Origin of the sequence: Marinomonas sp. NPDC078689 (genome assembly GCF_044542435.1) — a bacterium.
GTDB classification, from domain to species: Bacteria; Pseudomonadota; Gammaproteobacteria; order Pseudomonadales; family Marinomonadaceae; genus Marinomonas; species Marinomonas arenicola.
The window spans coordinates 1-20,001 of the sequence record NZ_JBITUJ010000014.1 but is presented as its reverse complement, the minus strand read 5'-3'; the positions used below and the strand labels follow the sequence as shown (position 1 = coordinate 20,001).

Sequence of the window (20,001 nt, the reverse complement as noted above, 5' to 3'; positions counted from 1 at the left end):
CGCCTAAACAGAGAAGCCACACTAGCCGATGGCTTTCGTCGCCGCCACGGTACAGTTGATTTCGCCGTCTTGCACTCGAACCTTAATAGAGTCGCCTTTTTCTATCTCGTTGACCGAACGAATTACTTGTTTGTCTTTAGAGGCAATAGCGTAGCCACGCGACAAGGTATTCAAAGGACTGACGAGGTTAAGCTTGTCGATGAGGCGAGCAAAGCTGGTTTGTTTGCTGGTTAGCGTGTTGTTTAATGCCAATGCTAATCGAGCGTCGATATCACGCAGTTTCTCTTGGTTTTGCTCTATGCGTCGCGCGGGTGTGTTTTTTTGCAGCCTGTGTTCCAGGTTTTGTGTTTTGACTTTGTGTTCTTGGATTGTGCGTTCAAGGCTCTGTTGCAAGCGGCGCTTGAGTTGATCTAGCTGGTTTTGTTGTTGATCAATGCGCTCCTTTGGATGGCGAATGCGTTTGATCATGAAGTCTAATTGCTGCTGGCTTTGCTCTAAAATGCGCGACATGCGTCGGGTCAGTTGGCTTTCTTGCTGGGCAATTTGACGAATCAGTTGTGCTTTATCGGGACTTAACAACTCCGCCGCAGCGGTTGGTGTGGCCGCACGAACATCGGCGACAAAGTCGGAGATAGTGAAGTCGGTTTCATGGCCCACCGCCGAGACAATCGGCGTACTGGCGTGAAAAATGGCGCGGGCTAGGGTTTCGTCGTTAAAACTCCACAAGTCTTCTAACGAGCCGCCACCACGGCCAATAACGATGGCATCGAAGTAACCGCTTTCATCGGCACGGGTTAATTGTTTGAGAATGTTTTTCGCCGCATCCTTGCCTTGAACTAATGACGGTAGAATGGTTAATTCTGTCAGCGGGAAGCGACGACGAAAGGCGATGATCATGTCGCGCACCGCCGCGCCAACCGATGAGGTAATGATCGCCACGCGTTCTGGTTGTGTTGGCAGTGGCTTTTTGTGTTCTGTTGCAAACAGGCCTTCAGCTTGCAGTGAGTTCTTTAATCGTTCAAACGCTTGTTGCAGTGCGCCTTCTCCGGCGGATTCCATGCCTTCTACGCTGAGTTGGCAATCGCCGCGTGGGCCATAAAAGGTGACGCGGGCGCGTAAGCGCACTTTATCGCCATCTTTGGGCTGAAAGCGTACCGCGCTGTTTTTGCCTTTGAACATGGCGCAACGAATTTGTGCGCGGTCGTCTTTGAGCGAAAAGTACCAATGACCAGAGCCAGGTTTGGCTAAATTGGAGATTTCACCTTCGACTAATATCCAAGGTAAGCTGGCTTCGAGAAGTTGTTGAATTTGTCGGTTTAGTTGCGAGACGGTAAATGCGGTTTCTGATGCTGGGCTTGTTGTAAATTTTTTCATCAATCTCTCGTGGTTTTGATTTACCGAATGCGACTATTGGAGTAGAATTACTTGCCATCTTAACTCCCCTTGTTGGCATTGGAAACTCCCCATTATGTTACGAATCGTGCAAGAAGCTTTAACGTTTGATGACGTATTGCTCATCCCCGGCTATTCCGAAGTTCTTCCTAAGGATGTTAGCCTCAAAACGAAAATCACAAAAGACATCGAGCTAAACATTCCGCTGACGTCTTCTGCGATGGATACCGTTACCGAACACCGCATGGCGATTGCTTTGGCTCAAGAAGGGGGCATAGGCATTGTCCACAAAAACTTGACCATCGAAGAGCAAGCTCAAGAAGTGCGTCGTGTTAAGAAATTCGAAAGCGGCATCGTTCGAGACCTTGTTACGATCAATCCTGAAGCCAGCGTTCATGAGCTGATGGCATTGACAGCAGCAAACAACATCTCAAGTGTTCCTGTTGTTCAAGGTACTGACCTAGTTGGTATCGTAACCAGCCGTGATGTTCGTTTCGTTAAAGATTTTGATAAAAGTGTCGCAGACATTATGACGCCGAAAGAGCGTCTAGTAACAGCTCTTGAAGGTGCTTCTGCTGGCTCTATCCGTAAATTACTTCATGAGAACCGCATCGAGAAAGTATTGATCGTTAACGATCAGTTCGAATTGCGCGGCATGGTAACCGTTACTGACTTCAACAAAGCCACTACTTACCCGAATGCATGTAAAGATGCAGAAGGTCGTCTACGCGTAGGCGCAGCGGTTGGTACGGGCGCAGACACAGGCGATCGCGTTAAAGCATTGTCTGACGCTGGCGTCGATGTCATCGTTGTTGATACTGCCCATGGTCACTCGAAAGGCGTTATTGATCGCGTTCGTTGGGTAAAAGAAAACTTCCCGCACATTCAAGTTATCGGCGGTAACATTGCCACTGCTGAAGCAGCCATTGCGCTAGCGGATGCCGGTGCTGATGGTGTTAAAGTAGGTATCGGCCCAGGTTCTATCTGTACCACTCGTATCGTTGCTGGTGTGGGTGTTCCACAAATCAGCGCGGTTGCTAATGTAGCAGAAGCAATGGAGCCTCGCGGCATTCCAGTCATTGCCGACGGTGGTGTTCGTTTCTCTGGTGATATCGCTAAAGCGATTGCCGCAGGCGCGAGCGTAATCATGGTTGGTGGCTTGTTGGCTGGTACGGATGAAGCACCAGGCGAAGTTGTCTTGTTCCAAGGTCGTTCTTATAAAGCGTACCGTGGTATGGGCTCGCTAGGCGCGATGTCTCAAACTCAAGGTTCGAGCGACCGTTACTTCCAAGACTCAAGCAGTGTTGAGAAGTTGGTTCCAGAAGGCATTGAAGGCCGTGTGGCTTCCAAAGGACCAATGGCGTCAGTGATTCATCAGTTGATGGGCGGCGTACGTTCTTCTATGGGTTACACAGGTTCTGCCGATATTGAGACTATGCGTACGAAAACGCAATTCTCAAAAATTACCGGTGCCGGCATGCGTGAAAGCCACGTCCACGACGTGACCATCACCAAAGAAGCGCCAAATTATCACGCGGGTTAATCGCGGATAAATTGTAAGCGAGATGGGGCGTATTACACGCCCCATCTTTATTTGATTGCTCTTACTATTATTCATTACTCTAGTGTCAAAAGAGAAAGTCTTATTGAATTAGAGTGAAAGGACAGGCTAACAATGTCGCAAGATATCCACGCTCATAAAATACTTATTCTTGATTTTGGTTCACAGTACACGCAATTGATTGCGCGCCGCGTGCGTGAAATCGGTGTTTTCTGTGAAGTCCGTGCTTTTGATATGGACAATCAAGACGTTATCGATTTCGATCCTAAAGGTATCATCCTAGCGGGTGGCCCTGAGTCCGTGCCTGAGCCTGGTTCGCCACGCGCTCCTGAAGCGGTATTCACATTGGGTGTGCCGGTTTTTGGTATTTGTTACGGCATGCAAACCATGGCCGAGCAATTGGGCGGTAAAGTTCAAGGTTCTGAAATCCGCGAATTCGGTTACGCTCAAATCCGCAAACACGACGGCCCAGCATTGTTCGAAGGCATTCAAGACCACGAAGCAAACAATGGCGTTGCTATGTTGGACGTTTGGATGAGCCACGGCGACAAAGTGGTAGAAATGCCACAAGATTTCGTTTTGATGGCATCAACGGACAGCTGCCCAATCGCAGCCATGGCCAACGAAGCGAAAAAATTCTACGGTGTGCAATTCCACCCAGAAGTCACTCACACCCTACAGGGTGGCAAAATCCTTTCTCGTTTCATCGTTGATATTTGTGGCTGTGACACCTTGTGGACACCTGCCAACATTGCGACAGACGCGATCGAAAGAATGCGCGAGCAAGTGGGCGACAAACAAGTTCTACTAGCACTATCTGGCGGTGTGGACTCTTCTGTTGTGGCGGCGCTATTGCATAAAGCGATCGGCGATCAATTGACGTGTGTATTCGTAGATAACGGCTTGCTTCGTTTGAACGAAGGCGATCAAGTAATGAAGATGTTCGCTGACAACATGGGCGTAAAAGTCATCCGTGTTGATGCTGAAGATTTGTTCCTTGGTAAGCTTGCTGGTGAAAATGATCCAGAGAAAAAACGCAAAATCATTGGTAACACCTTTATTGAAATTTTCGATGAAGAGTCGTCAAAACTGAATGACATTGAGTTTCTTGCGCAAGGCACAATCTACCCAGACGTCATCGAATCAGCAGCGTCTAAAACCGGTAAAGCACATGTTATCAAGTCTCACCACAACGTGGGCGGCTTGCCAGAAGACATGAAGATGCAACTGGTTGAACCGCTACGTGAATTGTTTAAAGACGAAGTACGTAAGCTAGGTGTTGCACTTGGTTTGCCACACGACATGGTTTACCGTCATCCTTTCCCAGGACCAGGTCTAGGTGTTCGTATCTTAGGTGAAGTGAAAAAAGACTACGCAGACATCTTACGTCGTGCGGACGCTATCTTCATTGAAGAACTTCGTCGTTCTGGTTGGTACGATAAAACAAGCCAAGCGTTTGCCGTCTTCTTGCCAGTGAAATCGGTTGGTGTAGTGGGCGACGGTCGTCGTTATGAATACGTGGTTGCGCTTCGTGCGGTTGAAACCATCGACTTTATGACAGCGCGTTGGGCTCACCTTCCATACGAATTGTTGGAAACGGTATCTGGTCGTATCATCAACGAGATCGAACACATCTCACGCGTGACGTACGATGTATCGTCTAAGCCACCGGCTACCATCGAGTGGGAGTAGGGCGGGCTATCAATAGCTAATAAAGCCTTTGGAAGATAATTGAAATGCCAGTCAGCTCAAACTGACTGGCATTTTTATTGTGAGAATGATGGTTGATTTTCAGAAATTAGCGTATCTAGAAAATCGACAATGGTTCTCGCTCTAGGTGGGTGTGTAAAACTTGAGTGAATGACGAGCTAAATTGTTTGAGCGCAATTGCTATTATGTCGGTGTAACTTAACCGCCGATACGTAAGAGGAGATTCAGTAAATGTTAGCTTAGGCTTCACTGTTAATTTTAGGTTGGAGTTTGAGTCGCTTAATATTTGGCAGTAGTAATCCTATAATGACTACTGTAATGCCAATAAGTTGAATCTTTGTAACTTCTTGGCCAAGTATGAATGAAGTGAGTACAGAGAAAATGGGAACAAGATTGAAGAATAATGCAGCGTTCGCAGAGCCAAGCTGACGCACACCATTTAGCCATAATAAATAACCGGCAACTGTGCCAAACATACCTATGTACACGACTTCGGCTATACCTAAGGTGGTTGTGCTCCACAGCTCTGTGAATGGATGTATCTCAGGCGACATTAAACACATAACACCAATGACAGTGGCTCCGCTTAACATGCCAATAAAAGTATAAGGGAGTACTGGCATCCAGTTGCTGATCCCTTGGCTACAGTAGGTGTAGATACTCCAAGCTAGCATACCGCAGAAAATGAGCTGATCTCCGTAGTTAATTCTAATTGAAAGTAACGACTCTAAATGACCATTTGTAATCACTATAAGGACACCGGTTAAACTTACTAACAGGCTAAAACACTGAGAAGACGAAGGCGGTATACGAAGTGCAATACATGCAATCAGTGACGTTATTAGTGGGCTAAGCGCCATGATCAAGGAGCCATTAGTCGCATTTGTGTAAGTTAAGCCGGTAAATAGACAAAGGTTTAGACCACCAACACCTATGACACTGACAAAAATAACCCAAATCCATTGCTGAAATTCTAAGTGTGGCTTAGGTGTACGTATGACTTTGAGGTATACCGCTAAGCATATGGCTGCAATCATAAAGCGCCAAAATACTAAAGTAAGCGCATTAACCTCATCTAAAACATGTTTACCAATAGGGAAGCAACTACCCCAAAAAAAGGTACAAATAATCAAAAGTACAATGGCTTTTAGTGTGGAATCAAGCTTCATGGTCGCTCCAAGTGATTTGTCTAAATGAGTCACTTAGTGTATAGATTTCAATAATTGGATAAATAGCTAAAAATGGGAGCATAGATACCGATAATGAAACCTAGATATTCTTTAGACGACCTGCGTTGCTTTTGTTCTATAGCGCATTTAGGTAGTTTCAAAAATGCTGCCCAATCTCTTGGAATGCCGCTGTCTACTTTGAGTCGTCGTATTCGTCAGCTAGAATTAGATTTGCAGCTTCGTTTATTAAACCGAGATGCCCACAAGGTTGTTCTAACAAGTACGGGAAAGCATTACTTTCAGCGTTTTGCTTCGTTGTTTGATGAAATCGATGAGATTGATATAGGATTGCATCAAGATAAGTATCGGCCGCAAGGGAAAATTCGTATTTCATCCCCTATAAATCTGGGCTCACAGTTATTGCGCACTATTTTCTATGATTTCCTGATTAAGTATCCAGATATTCAATTGGACCTTAGTTCTTCTAACTCTCTAATAGATATTGAAGAAGAAGCGATAGATGTAGTGTTTCGAGTTGGTGATCCTGTAGTTGAAAATTGGGTGGCGAGACCGTTAAAAGATATTCACTTCATTTTATGTGCGCATCCCAATTTCGATATAGCGGACATAGCTAAGCCGGAAAATTTGAGTGGACATGCCTCTATCATTTGCCGGCCAATGACACCTTGGTATTTAGTGCAAAAGGAAACTGGTGAGTCGTTTGACTACTATCCTCATAAGAATGTTAGGTTAGAAGTTGATGAAATTCTCATGCTAACTCATGCTGTTAAGGCAGGGCTTGGTATTGGATATGTACCAGATTATTTTGCACAGCCGATGATTGAGCAAGGTGAAATCAAACATGTGCTGCCAGATTGGCACAGTAAAGCTCGCACACTATTTATGTTGTATCGCGACCGTGACCATATGCCAATGCGAGTGCGCTTATTTATCGACTTTGCTATGGCGTACTTTGAGTAGTGCTAATATAGTTTTGATAAACCCCTCTCAAGGGGAAAATCATTAAGTGCCTTAGACTCTAACCAGCCAAACCATTAAAAAGCCCGCTATCTAGCGGGCTTTTTTGTGTCTGTTGGTTTCGTTATTGGGCTGTGACTGGGCGTTTGTGTTTCGGTAAGCCGATCGATATCAGCGTGGTGGCAATGAGAAAGGCAAATGACACCCAGAGGCAGGCGGAGAACCCCAGACTTGGAAGACCCAGCCAGACAGCATTGTGCCGATCAAGCGTCCCATGGCGTTGGCCATGTAATAGAAGCCCACATCAAGGGACACGCCATCGTCTTTGGCGTAGCTTACGATTAAGTAAGAGTGCAGCGAGGAGTTAACCGCAAACACAGCGCCAAATACCATTAAGCCGACAATAATCACCACTTCTGGATGCCATGCATTCTGAATGGCGTACGCAATTAAGCCAGTGACCAGCCCACGATCTACGCCGTACAGCAAGTACCTTGCTCCATGAAGCGGGCTATAATAGTGACTGGGTCGAAAAATGCCTAGCCCATGAACAGAAAGGCGTCAGAGCCATTTACAACAAAGCCGAGTACCGAGAACAGCGCGCGGCCATGTTGCAGGATTGGGCGGATATGATTGATGAGAGGGTTAATGAAAACCATGCTCGTCAGAAGAAAGATCAATCTAGTTTGTCGAAGGATTAGGGGTTATTTGCAGGGGATTAAGATGTCAGTCTATAACCAGAGAATGATTTTTATTCTCTGGTTATTCGATTGCTGTTAAATATAATTATTTATAGTTTCAATATGATGCATCATACTTAACTTCTTAGGTACGGCTAGTCCTGGGTAGCTCCCATTTTGATGTATATTTATGTACTGTTGAAAACCTAAAGTGTTTTGATCAATACTTGGCGTTGCATTTGCGAAGTGAATCATTTCCTGAAGTGCTTCTTTAAATTTACCTGCAGGGTCACTCTGATCATTAGGGTTTTTAATTGACAAGCTATGTTTTACATACATGTTTTTATTTGAGCTATCTATGAATGTGATATGGATAGCAATAACAAAAGCAGGCCCACCAGATGTTGACCAAACATCATCAATTGTTAAGAAGTCTCCAAAGCCAATTTGGTGATGAATCAAAGGCTGCTTAAAAGTCAAATGAGCATCTGAGAAGAATTGCGGTGTTCTACTATAGTCTGCGTTACGCTTTTTTGATGGAAATGAACTTTCAATAATGACGCTATTTGGAAGGGAATTACTGAAAGAATGAGAGTAGCTAGTAATACCCCGAATTATATTTGCTACTGATCTTGATGTGTAACTATTTATGTTTGATGGTATGTCTTCTTCTATTAGTAACGAAAAAGATATTTCATCTGATGCCAGCTGCTGCAGAAGTTGTTGGGTGTACGCTAGGTTCTGGTTGCTTATCCTAATACACGGGATGAAGGATACAGAGTAATTATTTGAAATTTCAGTATACAACGAATCAGGAGAATCGCTTGCAAGATCCCCTACTTGAGGGTTGACTATGATGTGGGGGGTTACTGAATGGTTATTTAATACCTCAACAGCAGAGCATAGTCTCTTAATATCATCGGTTACAGGTTCAATGATCGGACTAACTTTTTTAGGGTTAAGTCTAAGAGCGACTTCTTTTAGGGCCAGAAGCTCATACTGCTTGCCCCTCATGTATGGGAAGTACATTACACATCTCCTTGTTCAAATTATTTAAACGCGATAAATAAGATAAGATAGAGTCCTTTTCTTTTGTGTGAATATTATAACTAATTCCAAGGTTTTTCATTGATCTTGGTAGCCGACTCACGAAGTTATGATCATTTTTCCTATAACGCTTAAGAACCTTTTTAAAATACTCGTTTGCATCCGCATTATTGGCGTTGCAGAATATTTCCTTACACTGGCTGAATAGGTCTGTTGGAGAGCATGATGGTATAGAGCCAGTAATAAGTTTTGCAATCTCAGTATATTCATCTTTTCGCAGTGTGTGGAACATTAAATCGGCATCAAAATTTGTGTTTAAAGGGGCTTCAATTTTTCGGCTTAGCTGCTTTCTTTCGTTCAAAATTAATATCCCAAACTTAGGCATAGACTCATGTATTTCGAGTAACTCGGCAAGGTGTGTCTCGTGAGTCACTACGTATGTTTTATCAAATGATGAGGTATAAGAGAGAAGCTGCTCTGGAAGCCGTTTTAAAGAATCAAATTTTGTTTTTATTTCATAACAGGTTGAATGGCCATTGATGATTACACAATCAGCTTTGTTTGAGCCGATTCGTAACTCACTTAACATGCTCGCAGTGTTAAGTGAGTGAGTCCCCAACAATATATTGTTAGCAATTATATTCTTTACCACATATTCATTCGGATAATGCTTACATAGCAATTTATAGGACTCTTCGAATATATCATGAAGAGTCTGTGCAGCTTTCAACGAAGGGAACTCACTGGTGATCCTTTGCACTAGCTCAAGGTCACCTGCAGCGACCTTTGAGATATTTGAGCTGGTAAAAATTTTTGCGAGCTGCCTGTAATTCATTGCTTCATACCATAGTGAGCTCCTAGAAATGCTCGTTACTAAATATACATTTCAGTCTAGGACACCAAATTCTAAATTACGACCCATAAAGGCTCAACCCCATCAAACATCATATCAAGATGAATTCTTTTCTGATACCGTTTGACGCTTTCGATACTGCCTGAGATGAGATTGTTCTACCTTCAGTTTCAGCTAATTTTGCTGAAATCTGTTTATGGTTGAGATCCTGCTTTTTTAGGGCAAGCATTCTCTTCTTTCTATCGTTGAGCCTTAAATCAACCATACGGCGGGCCATATGGCGTAATTGGCGTATATCCATACGCTCTAGGGCATTAGACGTACCGTATATCTCAGAGATTCTCTCATTTATCAATTCGCATGTAGCGCTATCAAGCCTATCTTGCTCAGCAAAGATATCCTGAACACTATTCCAGCAATCGTCTATTTGTTCAGGGGTAGGCATTTTGTCTTGTAGGTAATAGAAAAAATACTTATCGATCAGTTCATCACCAGACATAGCATTGGGCTTATGTGGCTGGCTGACTAGGCATAGCAGTCTCTTAAATTCAATATCGAACTGCTCTTTAGACTGGATCGCCTGCTTGTATAGAGGGTTCCATGTCCCATCGGAATTTCGAGGCCTATGACTCGAGCAGTACTAGCTAAGCAGAAGATCATCTTCTTTACCCTTACTCATGTTTGGATTTGAGATAAAGGCTTGGTACTCGGATATTTCGCCAGATAGTGGGCAGAACTCCGGCCAGAAGTTAGAGACTGAGCGTTTATAAACGCCACGAGGCTTTTGTTGCTCATCTTTAATAGGAATTCGGACAGGTCTCTTTGCGCGCAACTGATCAGCTAAGAACATAAGAGTCGATGCTGTTGCTATGAACTCATCGCCCTGTTCAGAAGAGAAATAATCCGATTTTTCAAAACGCCTAATGCTTTCACGGAGACAGCGATAAGTTGTTTCAAAACCTATTTGATCAAGTAGGCCGCCGAAGCTGTGTTTAATGCCGATGCCACATAGGTTGTGTGGAGGACTGCTCGGTAGAGAGCGAACGTAATCGTCAATTGCAGGATCAAGTAACCGGTTAATGAGGCCCATCAACGGATAGCACTTAGACTCTAATGAGTAGGGCTTCCATTCATCTTCAAAAGCTTTAATCGCTTCGGCAATCTGCCTGTTACAGCCATCATCCATCTACGCCGATAGATATTGCCTTCGATATTCTGGCAAAGGCGGTGGATAGCTACAGTGTCACCAGTCCGATTGACAACTTATCTATCTTTCTCACCTCGTTAGCTATCTTAGCTTGTATGGCCATCGTGGCTGCAAACGTCTTACTAGCATTGATCACTGCTTGGATCATTGCTTACGCCGGTATCTTTGTCTTGGGTTTTGGTGGCTCTCGTTGGACCTCTGATATTGCGGTGAATTACTTTCGCAGTGTGGCCGGTATCGCCTTAAAACTGATGACTATGACGTTGTTAGTCGGTATTGCCGTTTCCATCATTGATGGCTACCACACCGATTTATCGGAAGGCGCGCCCCTTGATGAATTGCTAGTGATCTTCGTGGTGTCGCTGGTTATGGTGATATTGATAAACTCTGTGCCGAATGTGATTGCGGGTTTAATCCCTGGTGGTGGAGCTGCGGCCAGCTCAGGTAGTTCATTTAGTGTGGGTGCATTGATCGGTGGAGCAGTGGGAGCCAGTGCAGCCGTTATGTCCGGCGGCGCAGCACTTGGCGGAGCGGCTATGTCTGGAGCGACCAATATGGCCGGTGGAGCCAGTGCCGTGAAGGCGGCTTTTGAGAAAGCTCAAATGAGCATGTCAGAAGGCCCGATGCCTGAGTTTGGAGGCTCTAGTTCTAGCGCTTCAAATAGCGATACCGGCAGCAGTGAGGGTGAAACGCCTTTTGCTCAAGCCGCTGGCTTCTCTGGCGGTGAGTCTCACGCACCTGGTGAAGAATCTGTATCTGAAAGTGCTGGCGATACCCATTCCAGCGAGCAGGCCCAAACATCAAGTGGCTTTATGACTGGTGCGGCCAACGCTGGCCGAGTGGCTGCCGGTACCGCATCGGCCCTTGCCAAAGGTATGGGCTCTAAAGCAATGGGTGGCTTCCAGAATAAAGTCAGCCAAACTGCGGGTGGCCGTTTGGCTTCATCTATCCGCGAAAGCATGGACACAGGCAATGATTCGATGGGACACCAAGAAGGGGAAGGCTCCAGCGACGAACAATCGCCATCTTTCGGCAGTGACTCACTTGGCGGCCAAGAAGGCTGGATAAACCAAAGCGGTGGTTTTAATGAGTTATCTGAGTCAGACCAGGAAGAAGCCCACCAGGCCCACGCCGACTGGCAAGAACGCGACCCTGAGAAACACACGTTTGATGTAGAGGATTACGTCGACTACGCCCAGGAGAAGCAAAGAGAGCGGAACGAAGAGATAGCGAGTTTTGTTGGAAAGGGCTCTATGGCCTAACTTAAAGTGAATACAAAATTCAGGCCTTATCTCAAAACTATTTGAATTTGTGGGATAACTTTCTGTAATTCTTTTTTGGGGTGTGCCTTAAAAAATAAGGCAATGGTGAGTCTAGAGCGGTGGAATCAAGTACTCGATTACCTATAAGTTCTAATTAGCCCAGAGTTGGTTGTTCTCTTGATAGGAATCAGCTTATTTCTGTCATGTCTTTTATCGTGTGTGCTTTGGGTCTATCCTCTTAAAAATCCTTCAATGATGAGTATATGTAACATGGCAGTTAAGCTGGAAAAATTTGTGGTGAAAAATTTCAAATCAATTGGCCATCAGCCTGTTGAAATTGAGCTAGATGAAATCGTAATTCTAGTAGGTGGAAATAACTATGGTAAGAGCACAATTCTGAAGGCTTACCATGCTGCTGTAAATAGTGAGAAGTTGACTAAAGACGATTTTCATAATTGTATTATTAGTGATCCAGAGTCTTATCCTACAGTTGAACTACATATTCTTTGTTCAGGCGATGATACTCCAGGTGAGAAGTTTCAAGAGCCGATTGAAGATAGTGAGTATGTTAGAGTTAAAGAACAATTTGTATGGGAAAGACCTAATGTAGCACCTGTTAGGAAAGGCTATCGAGTTGATTTGGGAAGGTTCGCTGTCGATACTGATGCACCACCTAAATGCCCTTGGGCCTCTGATAATGCATCTCGAAAAAAGAGACCGAAAGCACACTTAATTGATACATTCGATGATCCTAACGCTCAAAACAATGTGATTAAATCCTTAGTAGTTGAAGTATTACTGGAAGACCAGATAAAAAGCTTTAAGTCAGAAAAGCATGACTTTGATTTCTCGTCTATATATGAGAATTTAAATAGTTTGAAGTCTGAATTTATTGATAATGCAAGAGAAGGGTTGGAGTCTATAGCTGGTGATATATCTAGATACGTAAAGAAAATAGTTCCTAATCATAATTTACACATAAATGTTGTTAGCGATGAGGTAGTTTCAAGTAATATAAAAATATTTGATTCTAATGACGTTGAAATATCATTTGGTAAAAATGATTCACTATTTCCCATCGAGTCGCATGGCAGTGGAGCTCGACGAACCTTACTATGGTCTCTCTTAAAGGCAATTGCTGATCTTGGGTATGAGTCGAAAGGTAAAAAAATAGCTGAACTTGGCTCTATAAAGTCCCATTTACTTTTGTTAGACGAGCCAGAGCTTAGCTTACACCCCTCAGCGTGTAGGCAGACTAGAGATATGCTTTATGATCTTGCTGAAATGCATGATAATTGGCAGGTCATGGTGACAACACATTCTCCTAGTTTTATTGACTTAACAAGAGATCATACAAAGATTATACGAGTTGAAATTGAGAACGATAATGTTCAGGCTACAACTATATTTCGACCAGAAGATGTTGCTTTCAATGAAGATGAAAGTGAAGATTTGAAACTTCTAAACTTGATGAGACCTGATGCATTAGAGTTCTTCTTTGGGGGTAAAGTGTTACTGGTAGAGGGCGACACTGAATTTAGTGCCTTTAGTAAAATTATCTATGATGATAAAAATGAACATCATGAAAATTCTATATTCAATGAGCTTCTTGTACTTAGGTGTAATGGTAAGGTACAAGTGAGCATGTTCATGAAAATACTAAATCATTTCAAGAAAGATTATTTTGTTCTTCATGATATAGATACTAAGCAGATTATAAAAAACAGAAAGTTTAAAGATGAAAATAGAAGGAATATTGAAACTAATCCAGCATGGACTAATAATGCTAAAATAGCAGATCAAATGAGTGTTTATAGCAGTGTTTATGCATCTATAATTAACTTTGAAGCAGCATATTTTGATGAATGTATACATGCTGGTAAGCCTCAAAATGCTATTGATAAATTACGTGACGAAGATATATATAGAACAGTAAAAGAGTTACTTACAGCTATTGTTGAAGACGGTCAGCTCCCCGTTGGTGCTATTAAATGGGAATCTTTGGATCAGATTTCAGAAGCTTTCGATAGTTATTCTGAGGAGCACCCCGAGGTCATCCCTGTATTGTAACTACTTTTCCTGAACTAATGTGCTCTAATTAGATGGAAGTCCGTATGTGTCGAGTTAAAGTGACTCCTTGTTTCCTTTCAGTCAAAGAGAAAGATGCACTTCGTCGCGACATGGCCAAGTCTTCTGCTTGGGCGCGTGCCGAGCTCAAGCGTCGCCGGGAAGAAAAGGCGAAACAAAGCGCTGAACATGGTACTAATAATGGTACTACGACAGAGCCAAGCCCCAAATAGCCGTAGTTAAAGGGCTTACGGCCCTCATTAACGATAGAGTGGGAATAACTTAGCGCTAGGTAACCCCTTGCACTGAACAGCAATAAACACTCTAAAGCCCGCTTTCTAGCGGGCTTTTTTTGTTGCTATTGCCAAGAGGCCTAAAGAAAGACGAGAGGATTTCTCAGGTTGTGATGTCTATTGTATTTTTGGTGTTCAAAAAATGAGCTATTTCTTTGCATAAGAGAGTTATTGAAGTTATTATTTATTGATAACTTCAATAACTCTCTTATGTTGGTGTGAAAATGAACCCAATCGATAACCCTTACACTCCGGGCGCGGGCACTCAGCCTCATGAATTAGCAGGCAGGGATGAGCTTAGAAACAACTTGAAGATTACCGTTGCCAGAATTATGCGAGCTAAGCCTGTGAAAAGCATGCTTATGGTTGGTTTGAGGGGCGTTGGAAAAACTGTTTTGCTTGAACAGATGCGCCAGGATGTTGAGGCAATGGGCGTTCATACTATTTATATTGAGGCGCCAGAAAATCGCTCTCTTCCCTCTCTTCTTAGTCCTCAATTACGGCTAGGGCTACTCAAGCTTAGTCGCCTTGATCAATCAAAAGAAGCGGCAACTCGCGCCTTGAAGGCGCTTGCGGGGTTTGCCAAGTCGCTTAAAGTTACTTTTGGCGATATCGAAGTTGGGTTTGACCAAGAACCTGAGGCTGGGCTTGCCGATAATGGTGATTTAGAAGCCGATCTGACGGCATTAATGGTAGAAGTTGGTCATGCTGCTAAAGCAGGTGAAACGGCTATCGTAATGTTCATTGACGAGCTTCAATATGTTCGCTCAGAACAGTTTGCTGCTTTGATTACCGCGCTTCATCGATGTGCTCAATTAAAGCTGCCCGTTGCCTTGGTTGGCGCAGGCTTGCCGCAGTTAAGGGGCTTAGCTGGTAACTCAAAATCCTACGCAGAGCGACTGTTTAACTACCCTGAGGTGGGGGCGCTCGGTGAGGATGCGGCTAAAGAGGCGATTGTTAACCCTGCTAAGGATGAGGGTGTTGAGTTTGACAGCGAAGCGGTCGATGAAATCATCAGTAAAACGCAAGGGTACCCTTATTTTATTCAGGAGTGGGGAAGCCATACCTGGGACTTAGCAGAAGAGAGTCCAATTACTAAAGACGATGTGGTTAATTCTACGGACCTTACAATTGCTAAACTTGATGAGAGTTTTTTTAGAGTACGATTTGATAGGTTAACGCCCAAAGAAAAGACATATCTTAATGAAATGGCCAAACTTGGGGCTGGACCGCATCGCTCAGGCGATATTGCGGATTCGATGAAGAAAAAAGTCTCTGATGTGGCACCGGTTCGAAATAGCTTAATTAAGAAAGGTATGATCTGGGCGCCTAATCATGGTGACACCGCTTTCACTGTGCCGTTATTTGATGAGTTTATGCTGCGAATTATGGAGGAGTAGGGAAGACGCAAAAGTACGTCTTGCACTGAACAGCAATAGACACTCTAAAGCCCGCTAGATAGCGGGCTTTTTTGTTTCTGATGGTTTCGTTATTGGTCTGTGACGTGTTTTTTGTGTTTTGGTAACCACAAAGACACTAGGGTGGTGGTGATGAGAAAAGCAAATGACACCCAGAGGCAAGCGGAGAATCCCCAGACTTGGAAGACCCAGCCAGACAGCATTGTGCCGATCAAGCGTCCCATGGCGTTGGCCATGTAATAGAAGCCTACATCAAGGGACACGCCATCGTCTTTGGCGTAGCTTACGATTAAGTAAGAGTGCAGCGAGGAGTTAACCGCAAACACAGCGCCAAACACCATTAAGCCGACAATAATCACCACTTCTAGATGCCATGCATTTTGAATGGCGTATGCAATTAAGCCAGTGACCATCGCAAGGACTAAAGCCCAGAGCAAAGCGGCGCTGCCATCCGGTGATTCACCTGATGTTAGCTTGGTGATTTTAGGTGCAATGATTTGCACCAAGCCATAAGCAATCACCCATAGGGCAAGAAAACCACCCACCGCGCTATGGTCCCAATCAAACACCGAGCCTAGGTAAATCGGTAAGGCGACGACAAACCAAACATCCCGAGCGCCGAACAAAAACATACGCGCTGCGGACAGAATATTAACGCTGCCTGACTTGGAAAATATTTCCGAGAACTTAGGTTTGGTTTTGGCTTTGCCTAAATCCGCTTTTAAACCAATTAAGCTGCCGATAAAGACAAACATCAGCACGATTGCCATGGCTGCTACAGAATACTGGAAGCCTATTAAAGAGAGCAGAGCGCCACCCAAGAAAAAACCTGCACCTTTTAGTGTGTTCTTGGAGCCAGTAAGGATCGCAATCCATTTGTACAAAGTGCCTTGGGCATCGGCGGGCACTAGGGTTTTGATGGCGCTTTTGGCGCTCATTTTATTCAAGTCTTTGGCGATGCCCGATAAGGCTTGCGCCGCCATGACCCAAGGAATGGTAAGCCAGGGTGCTGGTAGTGCGAGCATCAGTAAGGCCACAATCTGCATGGCCAAGCCCACGTTCATGGTACGGTTTAAACCGAGTCGAGCGCCTATCCAGCCGCCGACTAAGTTAGTGACCACACCAAAGAATTCGTAGAATAAAAATAGTAATGCTATTTCTAGCGTGGAATAACCTAAATCATAAAAGTACAAAATAACCAGCATACGCAAGGCGCCGTCGGTTACCGTGAAGTTCCAATAATTAAACGTGACCAGCATATACTGACGAACGTTCTGGTTAAGCTGAGAAAACATAGCCGCTCTCTTTAAGAGAAGAGCTACCTAGGCAGCTCTTTTATGTTGGTTACTGATTCGCGAATTGCTGTATGTATTGCACTTGCACTTGTTTGGTAAACGCCGACGGCCTTAACGATTGCACCTGGCTAATTATTTGCGCTAAGGGCCATTCTCTTTCTAATAGGAGGTGAGCGGCTAATAGGCCTGTTCGACCGGACCCGCCCATGCAATGCAGGGCGATCTTTTGCCCTTTCTCAATCGCTTGATGCAGTTGCGGTGAGGCTTGCTGCCATTGCGCAATAAAATCGTTGCCAGGCGCGCAGTCATCTTCGATTGGAAGATGGAACCATGAGAGCCCAGCGGCTTTTATTATTGCCGGGAGCGCCTCAACACCGTGTGCTTGCATCTCATCTGCATTCAACGCTGTGACAATGGTCGTCACACCTTGTTCTTTGAGTTGAGCAATGCTGTCGCTTAGCGATGTACTTTTAGTGCCAGGACAAGGAGTCAGTACTAGACTGGCTTGTGATCCTGTTACTGGCAGCTCCCATGTCGGGTGGGTCATCTTGTTTGCTCCTTAAGCCATGCCTACTTTTTTAACTAACTCTGCTGTACGCGTTGCATAGCCCATTTCGTTATCGTACCAAGCGTATATTTTCACCATACGAGAGCCAACGAGCATGGTCGATTGTGCGTCTACAATAGTGGAGCGTTGGTCGCCTTTGTAATCGATGGAAACCAGCGGGCGGTCTTCGAAACCAAGAATGCCTTTTAATTCACCTTCAGAAGCTTCATTTAATAGCGCGTTTACTTCCTCCACCGTGGTGTCGCGTTTCACATCAAAGACGATGTCTGTCAGTGAGGCATTCGCCAGAGGCACTCGCACCGCATGGCCATTTATCTTGCCTGCTAGATCCGGGAAAATTTCGATGATGGCGGTGGCTGACCCTGTGGTGGTCGGGATCAAGCTCATGCCACAAGCGCGAGCACGACGTAGGTCTTTATGAGGTGCATCGAGAATGGTTTGTGTGTTGGTTAGATCGTGAATTGTCGTGAAGGAGGATTGCTCAATGCCAAGTTTCTCATGAATCACTTTAACAACAGGCGCGATGCAGTTTGTTGTGCAAGACGCCGCCGTCACAATGCGATGTTGCTCAGGGTCGAAGGTGTGATCGTTCACTCCCATGACGATGTTCGCCACACCGGCTTCTTTAACCGGCGCAGAAACCACAACGCGTTTAACGCCTTGTTCGAGATACTTATTTAATATCTCAGTTTTCTTGTGTTTGCCAGTTGCTTCAATGACCACATCACAAACGGACCAATCCACCGCATCGATGTCTTTTTCCTGTGAAGTAGGAATGCTTTTCCCATCAATGATGATGTGGTTACCATTGCTGCTGACTTCGTGCGCCCAACGACCTTGTACCGAGTCGAATTCCAGTAGGTGAGCTAGAGTAGGGGCGTCACCTGCGACATCGTTAATGTGGACGAACTCAATATCAGGCCAATCGAATGACGCTCTCAGTGCCAAACGGCCAATACGACCAAAACCATTGATTCCTACTTTTATAGACATTGTCATTCTCCTTTAAAGGCAACATTCTGGACGGGTGCTCATCTCTGATAAGCGTTTAATGTCCTGTTGGTATTCTTCTTTCAGGCAGTTAGATTCCACTAACCCACGAATTTGTTTTCTCATCCACCCAGGTAACGTATCCGATAAGCGGTAAAACACCCATTGGCCTTGTCGGGTGTCGACAATGACTCCGCTTGAGCGCAGTAGAGCCAAATGGCGTGAGACTTTAGGTTGCCCTTCATTAAGAGCATGTGTGAGTTCGGCTACACAAACCTTTTCTTCGCGGGCGATGGTTAACAAACAACGCACTCGGGTTTCGTCCGCAAGTAATTTAAAAAACTGGTGAGGCAGCATATTAAGCTCCAATCATGATATACGTATATCCATATATGTTAATCGTGACTCTCGTAATGTCAACACTCGATGTGGGTGAGGGTGGCGGACTAATGATGAAAGTAAAGCCATAAGGCGGATGCCGTATAGTGTCGCGCTGTTTTGTTATATTTTTATGACAGCTTCTTTGTTTCAGTGCATGGTGTTCGGATTGGCTGCAAAGGAAAGCGCTTATCCTTGAGGCCGCTGAGCGTGTAAACTTTGGCGCAAGCGTGTATTACATTAGATATCGTATTGATGGGTAAGGGGTTAATCAGTGAAGTTTCCGACAGCATTATTGGAAGGGCGTTTGATTAAACGCTATAAGCGTTTTTTATCAGACATTGAGCTATCAACGGGTGAGGTCATTGTCGCCCACTGCCCCAACACAGGGTCAATGAAACGCTGTCAGCAAGATAATGCAAGAGTATGGGTCTCTGAAAGCAATAATCCGAAACGAAAACTGGCTTATACCTGGGAGTTGGTCGAAGTAGACGAACAGCACCTTGCCTGTATAAATACCGGATACCCTAATAAGTTAGTAGGGGAAGCCATTGCCAATGGTGTTGTGTCTGAACTGGTCGGTTACAGCGAGCAAAAAGCCGAAGTGAAATACGGCGAGAAGAGTCGAATCGATTGGCTGCTAACAGGAGCGGATGGACGTAAATGCTATGTGGAAGTGAAAAACGTCACTTTATTAGAAGAAGACGGGTTAGGCTATTTCCCCGATGCGGTGACAGAGCGTGGCAGAAAGCATCTTTATGAGTTGGCAAACATGGTAGAAGAAGGCCATAGAGCCGTGATGTTCTTTTGTGTGAGCCACACCGGCATTGATTCAGTTACCCCAGCAACACATATTGACCCCAAATACGCACAAGCTTTTGTCGAAGTCATAGAAAGAGGGGTAGAAGTGCTCGCCTATCAAGTCTCGATCGACCCTCAAGGCATGTTGGTGACGCATTCTGTTCCCGTAAAGATGCCAGAATTGCCTTAGCGGTTAAGGGGATAGTGCAGAAGCCTGGTTGTTTTATAAACAAAAACACCCTTTTCTGTTGGTTAATTGATCGCTTTTGCGATTCTTTTAAATTAATTGGATTAAATGGCACTTTTTCTCAGAAAAGGGTTGCACTAAATCT

The 20,001-nt window shown here is 44.6% G+C and carries 19 protein-coding genes and 1 pseudogene; 9 read left to right on the top strand and 11 right to left on the bottom strand.

Translation table 11 applies throughout. The features are described from left to right. Positions 1–21 precede the first annotated feature (21 nt). Positions 22–1,374: an exodeoxyribonuclease VII large subunit gene (gene xseA / locus ACIGBN_RS16625; RefSeq protein ID WP_396666659.1), complete on the bottom strand. Its 1,353-nt coding sequence runs from the start codon at positions 1,372–1,374 to the stop codon at positions 22–24. 94 nt (positions 1,375–1,468) lie between these two features. Between xseA and guaB the strand changes: the two genes are divergently transcribed. Then, complete coding sequence (gene guaB, locus ACIGBN_RS16620; protein ID WP_133004534.1) at positions 1,469–2,935, top strand: IMP dehydrogenase; 1,467 nt, start codon at positions 1,469–1,471, stop codon at positions 2,933–2,935. Positions 2,936–3,067: 132 nt separating this feature from the next. After that, positions 3,068–4,645, top strand: coding sequence for a glutamine-hydrolyzing GMP synthase (gene guaA / locus ACIGBN_RS16615; RefSeq protein WP_341565429.1), 1,578 nt, complete (start codon positions 3,068–3,070; stop codon positions 4,643–4,645). A 257-nt stretch (positions 4,646–4,902) separates the two neighbouring features. Here the strand turns inward: guaA and ACIGBN_RS16610 are convergent, their stop codons facing one another. Beyond that, entirely contained in the window at positions 4,903–5,832 is a 930-nt protein-coding gene (locus ACIGBN_RS16610; protein ID WP_396666656.1) for a DMT family transporter, read from the bottom strand. Positions 5,833–5,925: 93 nt separating this feature from the next. Between ACIGBN_RS16610 and ACIGBN_RS16605 the strand changes: the two genes are divergently transcribed. Then, positions 5,926–6,813 carry a LysR family transcriptional regulator gene (locus ACIGBN_RS16605; protein ID WP_133004531.1) on the top strand — a complete coding sequence of 296 codons (888 nt, stop codon included), beginning with the start codon at positions 5,926–5,928 and terminating at the stop codon, positions 6,811–6,813. Positions 6,814–6,981: 168 nt separating this feature from the next. Here the strand turns inward: ACIGBN_RS16605 and ACIGBN_RS16600 are convergent, their stop codons facing one another. Continuing rightward, entirely contained in the window at positions 6,982–7,299 is a 318-nt protein-coding gene (locus ACIGBN_RS16600; protein ID WP_396666654.1) for a hypothetical protein, read from the bottom strand. Here ACIGBN_RS16600 and ACIGBN_RS16595 point away from each other — a divergent pair. Continuing rightward, positions 7,278–7,511 (top strand): annotated as a pseudogene (locus ACIGBN_RS16595) (tyrosine-type recombinase/integrase); the annotation flags it as partial. The gene ACIGBN_RS16600 and the pseudogene ACIGBN_RS16595 overlap by 22 nt on opposite strands. 75 nt (positions 7,512–7,586) lie before the next feature. On the opposite strand, the gene ACIGBN_RS16590 reads toward ACIGBN_RS16595, so the two are convergent. From ACIGBN_RS16590 to ACIGBN_RS16575, 4 genes are all read right to left on the bottom strand, one after another. Next, the gene (locus ACIGBN_RS16590) at positions 7,587–8,519 is read right to left on the bottom strand and encodes a sce7725 family protein (protein ID WP_396666652.1); all 933 of its coding nucleotides are present in this window, start codon (positions 8,517–8,519) and stop codon (positions 7,587–7,589) included. After that, positions 8,485–9,372, bottom strand: a complete 888-nt coding sequence (locus ACIGBN_RS16585; RefSeq protein ID WP_396666650.1) for a sce7726 family protein — start codon at positions 9,370–9,372, stop codon at positions 8,485–8,487. The genes ACIGBN_RS16590 and ACIGBN_RS16585 overlap by 35 nt, the downstream gene beginning before the upstream one ends. 109 nt (positions 9,373–9,481) lie before the next feature. Continuing rightward, positions 9,482–9,889 carry a hypothetical protein gene (locus tag ACIGBN_RS16580; protein ID WP_396666648.1) on the bottom strand — a complete coding sequence of 136 codons (408 nt, stop codon included), beginning with the start codon at positions 9,887–9,889 and terminating at the stop codon, positions 9,482–9,484. Between the two features lie 141 nt (positions 9,890–10,030). Then, positions 10,031–10,576 carry a hypothetical protein gene (locus ACIGBN_RS16575; RefSeq protein ID WP_396666646.1) on the bottom strand — a complete coding sequence of 182 codons (546 nt, stop codon included), beginning with the start codon at positions 10,574–10,576 and terminating at the stop codon, positions 10,031–10,033. 8 nt (positions 10,577–10,584) lie between these two features. On the opposite strand from ACIGBN_RS16575, the gene ACIGBN_RS16570 reads away from it, so the two are divergent. The 4 genes from ACIGBN_RS16570 (at position 10,585) to ACIGBN_RS16555 (ending at position 15,619) form a co-directional block, all read left to right on the top strand. Beyond that, positions 10,585–11,859 carry a type IV secretion system protein gene (locus ACIGBN_RS16570; protein ID WP_396666693.1) on the top strand — a complete coding sequence of 425 codons (1,275 nt, stop codon included), beginning with the start codon at positions 10,585–10,587 and terminating at the stop codon, positions 11,857–11,859. 270 nt (positions 11,860–12,129) lie between these two features. Then, positions 12,130–13,929 carry an ATP-dependent nuclease gene (locus ACIGBN_RS16565; RefSeq protein WP_396666644.1) on the top strand — a complete coding sequence of 600 codons (1,800 nt, stop codon included), beginning with the start codon at positions 12,130–12,132 and terminating at the stop codon, positions 13,927–13,929. A gap of 44 nt (positions 13,930–13,973) precedes the next feature. Then, a complete protein-coding gene (locus ACIGBN_RS16560; RefSeq protein ID WP_396666642.1) occupies positions 13,974–14,159 on the top strand; it encodes a hypothetical protein in 186 nt (61 codons plus the stop codon). Positions 14,160–14,443: 284 nt separating this feature from the next. Next, a complete protein-coding gene (locus tag ACIGBN_RS16555; protein WP_396666640.1) occupies positions 14,444–15,619 on the top strand; it encodes an ATP-binding protein in 1,176 nt (391 codons plus the stop codon). An 89-nt stretch (positions 15,620–15,708) separates the two neighbouring features. On the opposite strand, the gene arsJ is transcribed toward ACIGBN_RS16555, so the two are convergent. The 4 genes from arsJ to ACIGBN_RS16535 are packed head-to-tail and all read right to left on the bottom strand — an operon-like array spanning position 15,709 to position 18,847. Next, positions 15,709–16,932, bottom strand: coding sequence for an organoarsenical effux MFS transporter ArsJ (gene arsJ / locus ACIGBN_RS16550; RefSeq protein WP_396666638.1), 1,224 nt, complete (start codon positions 16,930–16,932; stop codon positions 15,709–15,711). Positions 16,933–16,981: 49 nt separating this feature from the next. Further along, on the bottom strand, positions 16,982–17,479 hold the full coding sequence (locus ACIGBN_RS16545) for a cyclin-dependent kinase inhibitor 3 family protein (protein WP_396666636.1): 498 nt from the start codon (positions 17,477–17,479) through the stop codon (positions 16,982–16,984). A gap of 12 nt (positions 17,480–17,491) precedes the next feature. Further along, positions 17,492–18,493, bottom strand: a complete 1,002-nt coding sequence (locus tag ACIGBN_RS16540) for an ArsJ-associated glyceraldehyde-3-phosphate dehydrogenase (protein ID WP_396666634.1) — start codon at positions 18,491–18,493, stop codon at positions 17,492–17,494. Positions 18,494–18,505: 12 nt separating this feature from the next. Next, on the bottom strand, positions 18,506–18,847 hold the full coding sequence (locus ACIGBN_RS16535; RefSeq protein ID WP_133004527.1) for a metalloregulator ArsR/SmtB family transcription factor: 342 nt from the start codon (positions 18,845–18,847) through the stop codon (positions 18,506–18,508). Positions 18,848–19,142: 295 nt separating this feature from the next. On the opposite strand from ACIGBN_RS16535, the gene sfsA reads away from it, so the two are divergent. Then, on the top strand, positions 19,143–19,859 hold the full coding sequence (gene sfsA / locus ACIGBN_RS16530; protein WP_133004526.1) for a DNA/RNA nuclease SfsA: 717 nt from the start codon (positions 19,143–19,145) through the stop codon (positions 19,857–19,859). Positions 19,860–20,001: the final 142 nt, after the last annotated feature.

Coding starts and splice junctions, on each gene's coding strand:
- ACIGBN_RS16535 (WP_133004527.1), bottom strand. CDS start 18,847: ATGCTGCCTCACCAGTTTTTTAAATTACTTGCGGACGAAACCCGAGTG.
- ACIGBN_RS16605 (WP_133004531.1), top strand. CDS start 5,926: ATGAAACCTAGATATTCTTTAGACGACCTGCGTTGCTTTTGTTCTATA.
- ACIGBN_RS16585 (WP_396666650.1), bottom strand. CDS start 9,372: ATGAATTACAGGCAGCTCGCAAAAATTTTTACCAGCTCAAATATCTCA.
- ACIGBN_RS16580 (WP_396666648.1), bottom strand. CDS start 9,889: ATGTCTGGTGATGAACTGATCGATAAGTATTTTTTCTATTACCTACAA.
- guaA (WP_341565429.1), top strand. CDS start 3,068: ATGTCGCAAGATATCCACGCTCATAAAATACTTATTCTTGATTTTGGT.
- guaB (WP_133004534.1), top strand. CDS start 1,469: ATGTTACGAATCGTGCAAGAAGCTTTAACGTTTGATGACGTATTGCTC.
- arsJ (WP_396666638.1), bottom strand. CDS start 16,932: ATGTTTTCTCAGCTTAACCAGAACGTTCGTCAGTATATGCTGGTCACG.
- ACIGBN_RS16545 (WP_396666636.1), bottom strand. CDS start 17,479: ATGACCCACCCGACATGGGAGCTGCCAGTAACAGGATCACAAGCCAGT.
- ACIGBN_RS16555 (WP_396666640.1), top strand. CDS start 14,444: ATGAACCCAATCGATAACCCTTACACTCCGGGCGCGGGCACTCAGCCT.
- ACIGBN_RS16575 (WP_396666646.1), bottom strand. CDS start 10,576: ATGGATGATGGCTGTAACAGGCAGATTGCCGAAGCGATTAAAGCTTTT.
- ACIGBN_RS16610 (WP_396666656.1), bottom strand. CDS start 5,832: ATGAAGCTTGATTCCACACTAAAAGCCATTGTACTTTTGATTATTTGT.
- ACIGBN_RS16565 (WP_396666644.1), top strand. CDS start 12,130: ATGGCAGTTAAGCTGGAAAAATTTGTGGTGAAAAATTTCAAATCAATT.
- xseA (WP_396666659.1), bottom strand. CDS start 1,374: ATGAAAAAATTTACAACAAGCCCAGCATCAGAAACCGCATTTACCGTC.
- ACIGBN_RS16560 (WP_396666642.1), top strand. CDS start 13,974: ATGTGTCGAGTTAAAGTGACTCCTTGTTTCCTTTCAGTCAAAGAGAAA.
- ACIGBN_RS16540 (WP_396666634.1), bottom strand. CDS start 18,493: ATGTCTATAAAAGTAGGAATCAATGGTTTTGGTCGTATTGGCCGTTTG.
- ACIGBN_RS16590 (WP_396666652.1), bottom strand. CDS start 8,519: ATGTACTTCCCATACATGAGGGGCAAGCAGTATGAGCTTCTGGCCCTA.